At 54.1% G+C, this 15,363-nt stretch carries 12 protein-coding genes and 1 tRNA gene; 1 reads left to right on the plus strand and 12 read right to left on the minus strand.

Translation table 11 applies throughout. The features are described from left to right. Positions 1-133: 133 nt before the first annotated feature. A complete protein-coding gene (locus tag ACLJRS_RS10615) occupies positions 134-1,141 on the plus strand; it encodes a luciferase-like monooxygenase (RefSeq protein ID WP_000130411.1) in 1,008 nt (335 codons plus the stop codon). A 90-nt stretch (positions 1,142-1,231) separates the two neighbouring features. On the opposite strand, the gene mtr is transcribed toward ACLJRS_RS10615, so the two are convergent. From mtr to ACLJRS_RS10675, 12 genes are all read right to left on the minus strand, one after another. Continuing rightward, positions 1,232-2,476, minus strand: a complete 1,245-nt coding sequence (gene mtr / locus ACLJRS_RS10620; protein ID WP_000224393.1) for a tryptophan permease — start codon at positions 2,474-2,476, stop codon at positions 1,232-1,234. A gap of 153 nt (positions 2,477-2,629) precedes the next feature. Beyond that, entirely contained in the window at positions 2,630-4,519 is a 1,890-nt protein-coding gene (gene deaD / locus ACLJRS_RS10625; RefSeq protein WP_000807244.1) for an ATP-dependent RNA helicase DeaD, read from the minus strand. Beyond that, positions 4,512-4,592: a protein YrbN gene (gene yrbN, locus ACLJRS_RS10630; RefSeq protein WP_010723222.1), complete on the minus strand. Its 81-nt coding sequence runs from the start codon at positions 4,590-4,592 to the stop codon at positions 4,512-4,514. The genes deaD and yrbN overlap by 8 nt, the downstream gene beginning before the upstream one ends. Before the next feature lie 105 nt (positions 4,593-4,697). After that, entirely contained in the window at positions 4,698-5,582 is an 885-nt protein-coding gene (gene nlpI, locus ACLJRS_RS10635; protein ID WP_000802069.1) for a lipoprotein NlpI, read from the minus strand. A gap of 109 nt (positions 5,583-5,691) precedes the next feature. Next, a complete protein-coding gene (gene pnp, locus ACLJRS_RS10640; protein WP_001670767.1) occupies positions 5,692-7,827 on the minus strand; it encodes a polyribonucleotide nucleotidyltransferase in 2,136 nt (711 codons plus the stop codon). 241 nt (positions 7,828-8,068) lie between these two features. Next, entirely contained in the window at positions 8,069-8,338 is a 270-nt protein-coding gene (rpsO, locus tag ACLJRS_RS10645; RefSeq protein ID WP_000059465.1) for a 30S ribosomal protein S15, read from the minus strand. Between the two features lie 150 nt (positions 8,339-8,488). After that, positions 8,489-9,433 carry a tRNA pseudouridine(55) synthase TruB gene (truB, locus tag ACLJRS_RS10650; protein ID WP_000089678.1) on the minus strand — a complete coding sequence of 315 codons (945 nt, stop codon included), beginning with the start codon at positions 9,431-9,433 and terminating at the stop codon, positions 8,489-8,491. Beyond that, complete coding sequence (gene rbfA, locus ACLJRS_RS10655; RefSeq protein ID WP_001040200.1) at positions 9,433-9,834, minus strand: 30S ribosome-binding factor RbfA; 402 nt, start codon at positions 9,832-9,834, stop codon at positions 9,433-9,435. Before rbfA ends, truB begins: the two co-directional genes overlap by 1 nt. A 220-nt stretch (positions 9,835-10,054) precedes the next feature. Further along, positions 10,055-12,733, minus strand: coding sequence for a translation initiation factor IF-2 (gene infB / locus ACLJRS_RS10660; RefSeq protein ID WP_000133064.1), 2,679 nt, complete (start codon positions 12,731-12,733; stop codon positions 10,055-10,057). 24 nt (positions 12,734-12,757) lie between these two features. Further along, positions 12,758-14,260 (minus strand): transcription termination factor NusA, encoded by a 1,503-nt coding sequence (nusA, locus tag ACLJRS_RS10665; RefSeq protein WP_001031038.1) that lies wholly within the window; start codon positions 14,258-14,260, stop codon positions 12,758-12,760. 27 nt (positions 14,261-14,287) lie between these two features. Further along, positions 14,288-14,740, minus strand: a complete 453-nt coding sequence (rimP, locus tag ACLJRS_RS10670; RefSeq protein WP_000105461.1) for a ribosome maturation factor RimP — start codon at positions 14,738-14,740, stop codon at positions 14,288-14,290. A gap of 207 nt (positions 14,741-14,947) precedes the next feature. Next, a tRNA-Met gene (locus ACLJRS_RS10675) sits at positions 14,948-15,024 on the minus strand. Between the last annotated feature and the right edge of the window lie 339 nt (positions 15,025-15,363).

The raw sequence follows: 15,363 nt of genomic DNA on the forward strand, positions 1-15,363 counted from the left end.
CCCGTAGGCCCGATAAGCGCAGCGCTATCGGGCATTGTTTTTGCCGTCAGTCTCATAAAGCTCACTTTGTTAACAACATTCGCTAATCTTTAATGCAGTATTAAAAGATTAACCGGTAACAAAGTGAGCCGTTATGACTGACAAAACTATTCCGTTCTCGGCGCTGGATCTGGCGCCGATCCCTGAAGGAGCTTCGGCAAAAGAAGCCTTCACGCACTCGCTGGATCTCGCACGGCTGGCTGAAAAGCGCGGTTATCACCGCTACTGGCTGGCGGAACATCACAACATGACCGGTATCGCCAGCGCGGCGACCTCGGTATTGATTGGTTATCTGGCGGCCAATACCACAACATTACATCTTGGCTCCGGCGGCGTGATGCTGCCTAACCATTCACCGCTGGTGATTGCCGAGCAGTTCGGCACGCTGAATACGCTCTACCCGGGGCGTATCGACTTAGGGTTGGGACGCGCGCCGGGTAGCGATCAGCCGACGATGCGCGCGCTACGTCGCCATATGAGCGGCGATATCGATAACTTTCCACGCGATGTCGCAGAGCTGGTGGACTGGTTCGACGCTCGCGACCCTAATCCGCATGTGCGCCCGGTGCCCGGCTACGGCGAGCAGGTCCCGGTCTGGCTGCTGGGCTCCAGCTTGTATAGCGCACAGTTGGCGGCCCAGCTTGGCCTGCCGTTCGCCTTTGCTTCGCATTTCGCGCCGGATATGTTGTTCCAGGCGCTGCATCTGTACCGTACCCAGTTCAAACCTTCAGCGCGGCTGGAAAAACCGTACGCGATGGTGTGTATCAATATTATCGCCGCCGACAGCAACCGCGACGCCGAATTCCTGTTTACCTCCATGCAGCAGGCTTTCGTGAAGCTACGCCGTGGGGAAACCGGCCAACTGCCGCCGCCGATTGAGAATATGGAGACCTTCTGGTCGCCATCCGAGCAGTATGGCGTGCAGCAGGCGCTGAGTATGTCGCTGGTCGGTGATAAAGCGAAAGTCCGCCACGGGCTGGAATCCATCCTGCGGGAGACCCAGGCGGATGAAATTATGGTCAACGGGCAGATTTTCGACCACCAGGCACGCCTGCATTCGTTTGATTTGGCGATGGATGTGAAGCAGGAATTGTTGGGGTAGCGCATTGTTTTGCCCGGTGGCGCTTCGCTTACCGGGCCTACAGCATCAAGTAGGCCGGATAAGGTGCAACCGCCATCCGGCACAATAACGTTACTGGTACACCGGCAGCAAATTAAAGCTCGACAGAATATGGATAACCGCGTTGCCGACACCGAAGACCAGAATCAGGGCAATCATCGGTTTACCGCCCCAGACGCGAAATTTTGGGCTGCCGAAACGTTCGCGAGATTTACGCGCCAACAGCGCAGGCACAATGGCCGCCCAGATAGTTGCAGCTAAACCTGCATAGCCAATGGCGTACAGAAAACCGTTCGGGTACAGCAGGCCACCAATCATCGGCGGCAGGAAAGTCAGCAGCGCCGTTTTAAAACGCCCCATTGCCGAGTCATCAAAACCAAACAGATCCGCCAGATAGTCAAACAGCCCCAGCGTCACGCCAAGGAAGGAACTGGCGACCGCAAAGTTAGAGAACACCACCAGCAGCAGATCCAGGCTGCGGCTGTTCAGCACGCCGCTCAACGCCTGTACCAGCACATCAATATTGCCGCCTTTCTGCGCAATGCCGATAAATTCCGGACGCGGGATGTTGCCCATCGTCCCCAGCAGCCAGACGGAATAGAGCGCCAGCGCCAGTAACGTCCCATAAATCAGGCATTTGACGATGGTACGCGGATCTTTGCCGTAATATTTCATCAAGCTCGGTACGTTACCGTGATAACCAAAAGAGGCCAGACAAAATGGCAGCGTCATCAGCAGGTACGGCGTATATGACGCGTGGCTTTCAGCCACGTTAAACAACGTGGCAGGCTGAACGTGCCCCAACAGGCTGCCGAAGGTCAGGAAGAAGGTAATCACCTTCGCGCCCAGTACGATGGCCGTCATGCGGCTCACCGCTTTAGTACTCAACCAGACAACAAACGCCACCAGCAGCGCGAAGACAAAGCCTGCTGCTCGTGCCGGCACGTTCAGCGACATCTCAGCAAAGGTATGGTGCAGAATCGAGCCGCTCGCCGAAATGTAGGCGTAGGTCAGGATATAGAGCACAAAGGCAATAGAGATGCCGTTTACCACGTTCCAGCCTTTGCCCAACAGGTCTTTGGTGATGGTGTCGAAACTCGAACCAATGCGGTAGTTAAGGTTGGCTTCGAGAATCATCAGCCCGGAGTGCAGCATACAAAACCAGGTAAAGACCAGCGCCGCCATCGACCAGAAGAACCACGCCCCGGACATGACCACCGGCAGGGAGAACATCCCCGCGCCAATGATGGTGCCGCCGATAATCACCACGCCGCCAAGCAGCGAAGGTGACGTTTGGGTGGTGGTAAGTGTTGCCATTCAGCTCTCTCTCCAGTCATTTATAGTGTGACTATCTCTCAATACGCTGCACTGTACCAGTACACGAGTACAAAAGAAATAAAAAAAGCCCCGATTGTGACGATCGGGGCTGTATATTTTACTTTACGCTGTGAATGCGCAGGTCAGCGAGAGTTACGCATCACCGCCGAAACGACGGCGACCGGTAGAGTCATCACGACGCGGACCACGGCTTTCACGACGTTCGCCGCTGAAGCGACGACCATCACCACGACCGCCTTCACGACGTTCGCCGCTGAAATTACGACCGCCTTCACGACGCTCGCCACTGAAGCTACGACCACCGCCGCGACGTTCGCCGCCCGCGTGCGGAACAGCATCACCCAACAGCTGCATATTCATCGGCTTGTTCAGAATGCGGGTACGCGTGAAGTGCTGCAACACTTCGCCCGGCATACCTTTCGGCAGCTCGATGGTGGAGTGAGACGCGAACAGCTTAATGTTACCAATGTAACGGCTGCTGATGTCGCCTTCGTTAGCGATAGCGCCCACGATATGACGAACTTCAACGCCGTCATCACGGCCCACTTCAATGCGGTATAACTGCATATCGCCAACGTCACGACGTTCACGACGCGGACGATCTTCACGATCGCCACGCGGGCCACGGTCGTTACGATCGCGCGGACCACGGTCGTCACGGTCACGGAATTCACGCTTGGGACGCATCGGCGCATCCGGCGGCAGAATCAGCGGACGCTCGCCCTGCGCCATTTTCAGCAGTGCGGCGGCCAGCGTTTCGAGATCCAGCTCTTCGCCTTCAGCAGACGGCTGGATTTTCGCCAGCAGCGCACGGTACTGATCCAGATCGCTGCTTTCCAGTTGCTGCTGAACTTTCGCGGCGAATTTTTCCAGACGGCGTTTACCCAGCAGTTCTGCGTTCGGCAGTTCCACTTCCGGAATGGTCAGCTTCATGGTGCGTTCGATGTTGCGCAGCAGACGACGCTCGCGGTTCTCAACGAACAGCAGCGCGCGACCGGCGCGACCCGCACGACCGGTACGACCGATACGGTGAACGTAGGACTCGGAGTCCATCGGGATATCGTAGTTCACCACCAGGCTGATACGTTCAACGTCCAGACCACGTGCCGCAACATCGGTGGCGATCAGGATGTCCAGACGACCATCTTTCAGGCGTTCCAGAGTCTGCTCACGCAGCGCCTGGTTCATATCGCCATTCAACGCGGCGCTGTTGTAGCCGCTACGTTCCAGCGCTTCTGCTACTTCCAGGGTCGCGTTTTTGGTACGTACGAAGATAATCGCCGCATCAAAGTCTTCCGCTTCCAGGAAACGCACCAGCGCTTCGTTTTTACGCATACCCCAGACAGTCCAGTAGCTCTGGCTGATGTCAGGACGGGTAGTCACGCTGGACTGAATGCGCACTTCCTGCGGCTCTTTCATAAAGCGGCGGGTAATGCGACGAATCGCTTCCGGCATGGTGGCGGAGAACAGAGCGGTCTGATGACCTTCCGGGATCTGCGCCATAATAGTTTCAACGTCTTCGATGAAGCCCATACGCAGCATTTCGTCGGCTTCATCCAGCACCAGACCACTCAGTTTAGAGAGGTCGAGGGTGCCGCGTTTTAAGTGATCAAGCAGACGTCCCGGCGTACCGACAACGATCTGCGGCCCCTGACGCAGGGCGCGTAACTGCACGTCATAACGCTGACCGCCGTACAGGGCAACCACGTTTACGCCGCGCATGTGTTTAGAGAAATCCGTCATGGCTTCGGCAACCTGTACCGCCAGTTCGCGGGTTGGCGCCAGCACCAGAATCTGAGGTGCCTTCAGCTCAGGATCAAGATTGTTGAGCAGCGGTAAAGAGAACGCTGCGGTTTTGCCGCTACCGGTCTGGGCCATGCCCAGCACGTCGCGACCGCCCAGCAGATGCGGAATGCACTCTGCCTGGATTGGAGATGGTTTTTCGTAACCCAGATCGGTAAGGGCTTCAAGGATAGGAGCCTTCAGCCCCAGATCTGCAAAAGTGGTTTCGAATTCAGCCATGTAGTACGTGTGCCTCAAAATTAATGGCGGCCAGTCTACATAACTCATCATGAAATTGATCTGCAATTTTCATTGAAAAGTGTGAACCGGCTCAAAGTAGGTGTATTAACGAACAACAACGCCCTCACCCGCGAAGGTGATGGCAATCAAAAAGATTACGGGCTGATATGTTCGTCAGCTATTGCTGGTCCGATTCTGCCAGGTCATCTTGGTCCTGGCCCAGGAGCGATAATTCCAACAATGCGTATCGGTGCTCAACAAAGTTATGAACGTTGTTGGCCACCGCCAGTTTGAACAGAGCCGTGGCGCTGTCCAAATCCCCCAGACTTAGGTAATACTTACCTAAATAGAAGTTGGTTTCACTGAGATGCTCAGCGAGCGAGGTGTTATCCGTTGCGTCCGCCTTGAGCCTTTCCATCAGCGTTGCTTCGCTAATGTCGCCCAGGTAGAACTCGACAATGTTCCATCCCCATTGCTCTTTATCCGATTTTTCGAAGCGTGCTTTTAACGCTTCTTTCGCCTGCTTCTCATTAAGCTTCTGCTCAACAAGATACAGCCACAGGCTGCGGTAAGGATCATTGGGATCGTCTTGATAAAACGCCAGCAGATCATCTTGCGCTAACTTATCACGGCCGCCGTAATACAATGCGATACCGCGGTTTAAGTGCGCGTAGTTGTAAGTTGGATCAAGCTCTAGTACAGAATCAAACGCTTCATAGGCAGCATCAAAATTGCCTGCCTGCGTTAAATAAATGCCTAAGTAATTGAATACTTCAGGCATATCCGGTCTGATTGCCAGCGCTTGTGAAAAATCATTTCGCGCTAATGCCCTCAAACCAAGACTATCATACAACACTCCGCGCTCATATAAAAGCTGTGCGCGTTCGTCATCGGTTAAAGCCCGACTGGCAAGAATCTGTTCCATACGCGCCAGAATCACTTCCTGCTGTAAAGTCGGTTGCAATGGTACTGCGAGGACTTCACTTTTACGCCAGGCGGAATTACTGCATCCTGCAAGCGTAAGTGCTGTCGCAACGAAACACCAGCGCAAAAAAGGCTTCATTTCCCACTCCCGAAGACAACGATTGAATGAACGTCCTGTTCCCCGGTGGCTCAACAAGGCGTCCAGCCAGGTCTAAAGCCCTCCGCACTGCGGAGGGCAAAAGGCTACCTTACTCGGCCTGTTCGCTCGCCGGAGCTTCCGGCGCAGCCGCAGGTTGAGACTGCTCGGTTGCTTCTTTAATGCTCAGACGTACACGGCCCTGGCGGTCAACTTCCAGAACCTTAACCGGGACTTCCTGACCCATCTGCAGATAGTCGGTCACTTTCTCTACACGCTTATCCGCGATTTGAGAGATGTGAACCAGACCTTCTTTACCGCCGCCGATGGCAACAAACGCGCCAAAGTCAACGATACGGGTCACTTTACCATTGTAGATACGGCCGACTTCGATCTCTGCGGTGATCTCTTCGATACGACGGATAGCATATTTCGCTTTCTCGCCGTCGGTCGCCGCGATCTTCACAGTACCGTCATCTTCGATTTCGATGGTGGTGCCGGTCTCTTCAGTCAGCGCGCGGATCACAGAACCGCCTTTACCGATCACGTCTTTGATCTTGTCCGTGCTGATCTTGATGGTATGGATACGCGGCGCAAATTCAGAGATATCGCCGCGCGGCGCGTTGATCGCCTGTTCCATCACGCCCAGGATGTGCAGACGCGCACCTTTAGCCTGGTTCAACGCAACCTGCATGATCTCTTTGGTGATACCTTCAATTTTGATATCCATCTGCAGCGCAGAGATACCGTCGCGGGAACCCGCCACTTTGAAGTCCATATCGCCCAGGTGATCTTCGTCGCCCAGAATGTCAGACAGTACAACGTAGTTGTCGCCTTCTTTCACCAGACCCATAGCGATACCTGCTACGGCGGCTTTAATTGGCACGCCAGCGTCCATCAGCGCCAGAGAAGCGCCGCACACGGAAGCCATAGAGGAAGAACCGTTGGATTCGGTGATTTCAGACACCACGCGAACGGTGTACGGGAATTTATCCATGTCCGGCATCACTGCCAGCACGCCGCGCTTCGCCAGACGACCGTGACCAATTTCACGACGCTTCGGAGAACCGACCATGCCGGTTTCGCCTACGGAGTACGGAGGGAAGTTGTAGTGGAACAGGAAGCTGTCAGTACGCTCGCCCATCAGTTCATCAAGCACCTGCGCGTCACGGGCAGTACCCAGAGTTGCGGTAACCAGCGCCTGCGTTTCACCACGGGTAAACAGAGCGGAACCGTGAGTACGCGGCAGTACGCCAGTGCGCACGTCCAGACCACGGATCATGTCTTTTTCACGGCCATCAATACGCGGCTCGCCTGCCAGTACGCGGCTACGCACCACGTTTTTCTCGATAGCGTGCAGGATTTCGCCCAGCTCGTTAGCATCCAGAGTTTCATCTTCTGCAATAAGCTGCTCGATGGTTTCGGATTTGATTACGTCAACCTGAGCATAGCGCTCTTGTTTATCGGTGATGCGGTACGCGTCGCTCAGACGAGATTCAGCCAGCGCAGCAACACGCGCGTTCAACGCGTCGTTGACGGCTTCCGGCTGCCAGTCCCAACGCGGTTTACCGGCTTCTTTCACCAGATCGTTGATCGCCTGGATAACAACCTGCTGCTGCTCGTGACCGAATACCACCGCGCCCAGCATAGTGTCTTCGCTCAGCAGTTCAGCTTCGGATTCCACCATCAGCACAGCCGCTTCGGTACCGGCAACCACCAGGTCCAGCTTGCTTTCTTTCAGCTCGTCCTGGGTCGGGTTCAGCACGTACTGGTCATTGATGTAACCTACGCGCGCCGCGCCGATTGGGCCGTTGAACGGAATGCCGGACAGCGACAGCGCAGCGGATGCGCCGATCATCGCCACGATATCCGGGTTAACCTGCGGGTTAACGGAAACGACGGTCGCGATAACCTGCACTTCGTTAACGAATCCTTCCGGGAACAGCGGACGAACCGGGCGGTCAATCAGACGCGCGATCAGGGTTTCGCCTTCGCTTGGACGGCCTTCACGACGGAAGAAGCTGCCCGGGATACGACCAGCAGCGTAGGTTCGCTCCTGATAGTTAACGGTCAGTGGGAAGAAGTCCTGGCCTGGCTTGGCTTTTTTCTGGCCGACAACGGTAACGAATACGGCGGTGTCATCCATGCTTACCATAACAGCGGCAGTGGCCTGACGCGCCATCATGCCAGTTTCCAGCGTAACGGTATGCTGACCGTACTGGAATTTACGAACGATCGGATTAAGCAAAATAATATCCTTTCCAATTTTTGACGGCATAATACGCGCCGTCGTTAATACCCGATCTTCTGCGCATCCTCGCGACTAATGACAACCCTAACCCTGATATGGGTAAAGCCTCTCATTAGCCGCGCGAACCTCTGCAACGGAAGATCATTCATAGCAACAATACATTAGTTTCCAGCGAATTGCTGCCATCTGCTGGAAAAAAGGGGCCATGAAGGCCCCCTCTTTCTGAAACTCGAAAGAATTAGCGACGCAGACCCAGACGCTCAATCAGCGCGGTGTAGCGTGCAACATCTTTACGTTTCAGGTAGTCGAGCAGTTTACGACGCTGAGAAACCATACGCAGCAGACCACGACGGCTGTGGTGATCTTTTTTATGCTCTGCAAAGTGACCCTGCAGGTGGTTAATCTGTGCAGTCAACAGAGCAACCTGAACATCGGTAGAACCGGTGTCGTTTGCGTCACGACCGAACTCAGAAACGATTTTAGCTGTAGCTTCAGTACTTAGAGACATTTTAAAACTCCAAAGTATTTAAGAATGAGAGGACGCCGATCTCTAATTCAGCGATCCCAGTGTACGCCGCGTAAACTGTTAAATAATTTACGCGACGTTAAGCGGCGGTATTCTACTCGCAGCGCTCTCTTATCGCAAGACGAAGCGACATTACGCTGGGTACTCTACTACCAGCCGACGAGGCGCGACACGGCCTTCGTCGTCAATTTCGCCCATACCGATAAATTTATCGTCTTCACCTTCCGTCACACGAACCAGTCCCTTCAACGGCGCGCCCGTGGTACGAACCGGGTTGCCATTTTTGAAGTATACCGAAGATGTTAACGGCAGATTAACAACAGGATAGTCCGAAGCTGGACTGTCCATTGGCATCAATAATGGATCGAGCAACTGCGCCGCCGGAACGCCCTGCTGTTCCGCCTGTGCTACCAGCTCGCGCAAGTGCTCCAGCGTCACCATACGATCCACCGGATACTTGCTGACCGTCAGACGACGCAGGTAGGTTACGTGCGCGCCACAGCCCAGTTTCTCACCTAAATCATCAATAATGGTACGAATATAGGTGCCTTTGGAGCAGTGAACTTCCAGCTCCAGCTCGTTACCTTCATGGCGAATAAACAGCAGCTCATAGACGGTAATCGGGCGGGCTTCGCGCGGCACTTCGATACCCTGGCGGGCATATTCGTACAGCTTCTTGCCCTGATACTTCAGCGCCGAATACATTGAGGGAATCTGTTCGATATCCCCACGAAAGGTCTCCAGCGCGCTCGCAAGCTGCTCAGCGCTGAAAGTCACCGGACGCTCCTGCACGATTTGACCATCGGCGTCAGAGGTATCCGTGCGCTGCCCCAGACGGGCAATAACACGATAGCGTTTGTCAGAATCCAGCAGGTACTGCGAAAATTTTGTCGCTTCGCCGAGGCAAATCGGCAACATGCCGGTCGCCAGCGGGTCCAGCGCGCCGGTATGCCCGGCGCGGTTGGCATTGTAGATGCGCTTAACTTTCTGCAGCACGTCATTGCTGGACATACCCTGCGGCTTATCCAGCAGCAGAACGCCGTGAATGTCGCGGCCACGACGACGAGGACGACTCATCAGTCCTCCTTGCTGTCGTCCGGGTTCACACGACGTTCTTCGTCATGTTTCACCACGTTAGTCACCAGGTTGGACATACGCATCCCTTCCACCAGCGAGTTGTCGTAGAAGAAGGTCAGTTCCGGTACGATGCGCAGACGCATCGCTTTACCCAGCAAGCTGCGGATGAAACCAGACGCTTCCTGCAGGGCCTTAATGCCGTTTTTCACAGCCGCTTCGTCCTGATCGTTGAGGAACGTCACGAATACTTTGGCGTATGCCAGATCGCGGGACATTTCGACACCGGAGACGGTAGTCATCATGCCCAGGCGCGGGTCTTTAATTTCGCGCTGCAGGATGATTGCGATCTCTTTTTGCATCTCTTGCGCTACGCGCTGAGGGCGACCAAATTCTTTCGCCATAATAAATTCTCCAGAATAAAGACAAAAAAGGGGCCATAAGCCCCTTTTTAAATTTCTTGCCGGGTGGCGCTTCGCTTACCCGGCCTACGCCTAATCATCTTCTAAGGATTTTGGATTGCAACAAGGCGGCAAGCTCGTAAATCCCCGGGAGCATAGATAACTATGTGACCGGGGTGAGCGAGCGCAGCCAACGCCGTTGCGGCCCAAAAGACGACGAAGATTAAGCGATGGTACGTTGGATCTCGATAATTTCGAATACTTCAATCATATCGCCAACGCGAACGTCGTTGTAGTTCTTCACGCCGATACCACATTCCATGCCGTTACGGACTTCGTTAACGTCATCTTTGAAGCGGCGCAGGGATTCCAGCTCGCCTTCATAGATAACCACGTTGTCGCGCAGAACGCGGATTGGGTTATGGCGTTTAATTGTACCTTCGGTAACCATACAGCCCGCGATCGCGCCGAATTTCGGCGATTTGAACACATCGCGCACTTCAGCCAGACCGATGATCTGCTGTTTCAGTTCCGGAGACAGCATACCGCTCATAGCCGCTTTCACTTCGTCGATCAGGTTATAGATGACGGAGTAGTAACGCAGATCCAGGCTTTCAGATTCGATCACTTTACGCGCAGAAGCATCAGCACGAACGTTGAAGCCCACCAGAATCGCGTTGGACGCCGCAGCCAGGGTCGCGTCGGTTTCGGTGATACCACCTACGCCAGAACCGATGATCTTCACTTTCACTTCGTCGGTAGACAGTTTCAGCAAAGAGTCGGAGATCGCTTCCACAGAACCCTGTACGTCGGCCTTCAGGACGATGTTCACTTCGTGAACTTCGCCTTCGGTCATGTTGGCGAACATGTTCTCGAGTTTAGATTTCTGCTGACGAGCCAGTTTAACTTCACGGAATTTACCCTGACGATACAGAGCAACTTCACGCGCTTTCTTCTCGTCACGAACGACGGTCACTTCGTCACCGGCAGCCGGAACGCCGGACAGGCCGAGGATTTCCACCGGAATGGACGGACCCGCTTCCAGCACTTCCTGACCCAGTTCGTTACGCATCGCACGCACGCGGCCGTATTCGAAGCCACACAGCACGATATCGCCCTTATGCAGCGTACCTTCACGAACCAGCACGGTAGCCACCGGACCACGACCTTTATCCAGGAAGGATTCGATCACCGCACCGCTCGCCATACCTTTGCGTACCGCTTTCAGTTCCAGAACTTCGGCCTGCAGCAGGATAGCGTCCAGCAGTTCGTCGATACCGGTGCCCGCTTTCGCAGACACGTGAACGAACTGGCTCTCGCCGCCCCACTCTTCCGGCAGAATGCCGTACTGGGACAGTTCGTTCTTAACGCGATCCGGATCGGCTTCCGGCTTATCGATTTTGTTCACCGCAACCACGACCGGCACACCTGCCGCTTTCGCGTGCTGGATAGCTTCGATAGTCTGCGGCATCACGCCGTCGTCTGCCGCTACCACCAGAACCACGATATCCGTTGCCTGGGCGCCGCGAGCACGCATGGAAGTAAACGCGGCGTGACCCGGGGTGTCCAGGAAGGTGATCATCCCGTTGTCAGTTTCAACGTGGTAAGCACCGATGTGCTGGGTAATGCCGCCCGCTTCGCCAGAGGCCACTTTCGTGGAACGAATGTAGTCCAGCAGAGAGGTTTTACCGTGGTCAACGTGACCCATGATGGTCACAACCGGTGCGCGCGGTTCAGCCGCAGCGCCGGTATCACGGTCGCTCATTACCGCTTCTTCCAGTTCGTTTTCACGACGCAGGATAACTTTGTGGCCCATCTCTTCGGCAACCAGCTGTGCGGTTTCCTGGTCGATGACCTGGTTGATGGTGGCCATGGCGCCCAGCTTCATCATCGCTTTGATGACCTGAGAGCCTTTAACCGCCATCTTGTTCGCCAGTTCGCCAACGGTGATGGTTTCACCGATCACCACGTCACGGTTAACGGCCTGAGCGGGCTTCTGGAAGCCTTGCTGTAAAGAAGACCCTTTACGCTTGCCACCTTTACCGCCGCGAACCGCAGCACGCGCTTCTTCGCGATCGGCTTTGGATTCGGCATGTTTGCCTTTTTTCGCCGGACGCGCCGCTTTTGCATTACGGCCACGACCACGACCGCCTTCTACTTCACGATCGTTTTCGTCTTCGGCCTGGCGCGCGTGCTGAGAAGTGGTGACATGATAGTCACTGGTGTCTTCTACTGGCTCAGGCGTTGCGGTCCATTTGTTTTCTTCCGCCATGCGGCGAGCTTCTTCTGCTACACGACGCGCTTCTTCTTCGAGTTTGCGACGTGCTTCTTCTTCCGCTTTACGCTTCAGCTCTGCAGCTTCATTCTCACGGCGGGCTTTTTCGGCCTGGGCGGTTTTGGTCATATCGTCAGTCTGTTGATTGCTCACTTTGTCTTTTTCCGCAGCTTCACGTTTCGCTTTTTCAGCGGCTTCACGCTTAGCTTGTTCTGCGGCCTCGCGTTCAGCTTTTTGTTGCGCCTCGCGTTTGGCCTGTTCTTCTGCCTCACGACGGGCTTGCTCTTCCGCTTCACGCTGCGCCTGCTCTTCCGCGGCCAGGCGTTCAGCCTCTTGCGGATCGCGTTTCACAAAGGTGCGCTTCTTGCGGACTTCGATTTGTACCGATTTACTTTTTCCACCGGTACCTGGAATATTCAGGGTGCTGCGCGTTTTACGCTGCAGCGTCAGTTTATCGGGACCAGAAACCGCTTCGCGGTTCAGGTGCGCCAGTAAAGTCTGTTTTTCTTGTGCGGACACAGAGTCGTCAGCAGATTTCCGGATACCTGCATCAGCAAACTGCTGTACCAGGCGATCCACGGAAACCTGTCTCTCTGCGGCCAGCGCTTTTAGGGTTACATCTGTCATGCTGTTCCTTCCTGCTACAGTTTATTACGCTTCGTCGCCGAACCAGCAAATATTACGGGCAGCCATAATCAGCTCACCGGCTTTTTCGTCGGTCAACCCTTCGATATCAGCCAGATCATCAATGCCCTGGTCGGCGAGATCTTCCAGCGTACAAACACCACGAGCCGCCAGTTTGAAAGCCATATCGCGATCTAATCCTTCCAGATTCAGCAGATCGTCAGCCGGTTTGTTATCACCGAGGCTTGCTTCCTGGTCCTGCGCCAGAGTGGCCAGTGCGTTTTTAGCACGCTCGCGCAGTGCTTCAACGGTCGGCTCATCAAGGCCGTCAATTTCCAGCAGTTCTTTCATTGGCACATAGGCCAGTTCCTCGAGCGTGGAGAAACCTTCTTCTACCAGAACGGTCGCGAACTCTTCATCAATATCAAGATATTTAGTAAAGATCTCGATAGCGGCATGTGCTTCAGCCTGATGTTTAGCCTGCAAGTCATCAACGGTCATTACGTTGAGTTCCCAGCCGCTCAATTGCGAAGCCAGGCGGACGTTCTGACCATTACGTCCGATCGCCTGCGCCAGATTACCGGCTTCAACGGCGATATCCATGGTATGTTTATCTTCGTCCACCACGATAGACGCGACATCTGCCGGCGCCATCGCATTAATGACGAACTGCGCCGGGTTATCATCCCACAGCACGATATCGATACGCTCACCGCCCAGTTCGGTAGAGACCGCCTGAACGCGCGCGCCGCGCATCCCCACGCAAGCGCCGACCGGATCGATACGTTTATCGTTGGTTTTCACTGCGATTTTCGCACGAGAACCCGGATCGCGAGCCGCCGCTTTAATTTCAATCACTTCTTCGCCGATTTCCGGCACTTCGATGCGGAACAGTTCGATCAGCATTTCCGGCTTGGAACGGGTGACGAACAGCTGCGCGCCACGCGCTTCTGGACGTACAGCGTACAGAACACCGCGGATGCGGTCGCCAGGACGGAAGTTTTCGCGCGGCAGCATATCTTCACGCAGAATCACCGCTTCAGCGTTACCGGCCATCCCTTCGGATTTAATTTCCAGAGAGATATTGTCGCGGTTCACTTTCTTCACCACGCCAGTGACGATTTCGCCTTCCTGGTCGCGGAACTGATCGACAACCATCGCGCGTTCAGCTTCACGGACCTTCTGTACGATAACCTGTTTCGCAGTCTGCGTGGTGATACGGTCAAAGGTGACAGATTCAATCTGATCTTCAACATAGTCGCCGACATTCAGGCTTTCGTCTTCAAAACGCGCCGCTTCCAGCGTAATTTCCTTCGTCGGCATGGTCACTTCTTCAACGATCAACCAACGGCGGAAAGTATCAAAATCACCGCTTTTACGATCGATTTCTACACGAACATCGATCTCCTGCTCATATTTTTTCTTTGTTGCTGTCGCCAGCGCACTTTCCAGCGCTTCAAAAATTTTTTCGCGTGGCAGCGCTTTTTCGTTGGAGACGGCTTCAACAACAGCCAAAATTTCTTTGTTCATCGCGGGCTTTTCACCTCATCCAGACTGTTAAAAGTGGGGAACCAGGTTCGCCTTCTGGATATTACTCAGCGCGAACACTTCATCTTTGCCTTCGACTGTGACGGTAATCATTTCACCGTCCACCGCTTTGATAATGCCCTGCCACTTGCGACGGTTCTGTACCGCCATGCGAAGAACCAGCGCGACTTCTTCACCCTGGAAACGCGCATAATGATCGGCAGTGAACATAGGACGGTCGAGACCCGGTGACGAGACTTCAAGGTTGTAAGCCACGGAGATAGGATCTTCAACGTCCAGCACCGCGCTTACCTGGTGGCTCACATCAGCACAATCATCAACATTGATGCCATCTTCACTATCAATATAGATGCGCAGTGTGGATGTGCGACCGCGAATAAATTCGATGCCGACCAGCTCGTAGCCTAAGGCTTCAACTGGCGCTGTAATCATCTCTGTTAATTTTTGCTCTAATGTGGACAAGCCCACCCCCAAGACATAAAAAAAGGGCCTAAAGCCCAGTTATTCTGTAGTCAGATAACAAAAAACCCCGATAAATCGGGGCTTTAGATAACTGAACCCTATAACCGCAACGGCGGTCTGGTGTACCTTCCGAAAGAATTTTTTTCAAATCCAGCTACGAAGGACATAATCTTCACAGTATATTTGAAAAAGAACTCTAAGGGAAAGTGGTTGCGGGGGCCGGATTTGAACCGACGACCTTCGGGTTATGAGCCCGACGAGCTACCAGGCTGCTCCACCCCGCGCCTGAAACGTGGCAAATTCTACTCGTTTTGGGCAAAATTTGCAAATACTGCTGGGATTTGGTACCGAGGACGGGACGTAAAATCTGCGCACAGTATAGTGACCTGGCATGAGTTATGTCAACCCTATTCCCAATATGCAGATGAATGAATATCACTCTTCGTTATACTCATCCCATCTCTCCGGCTTATACACGCATTTCACAACGTTATTTCAGCAAACCTTCACTAAACGCTTCCTGTCTCTGCTAAAAGATGATTAAATGAAAACTCATTTATTTTGCATAAAAATGCACTAAAGCAGAAACCGATCTCATTATCAGTCAATCAAGCAGGGTTCTA

It is taken from the genome of Salmonella sp. SAL00670 (assembly GCF_046552235.1).
GTDB lineage: Bacteria > Pseudomonadota > Gammaproteobacteria > Enterobacterales > Enterobacteriaceae > Salmonella > Salmonella enterica.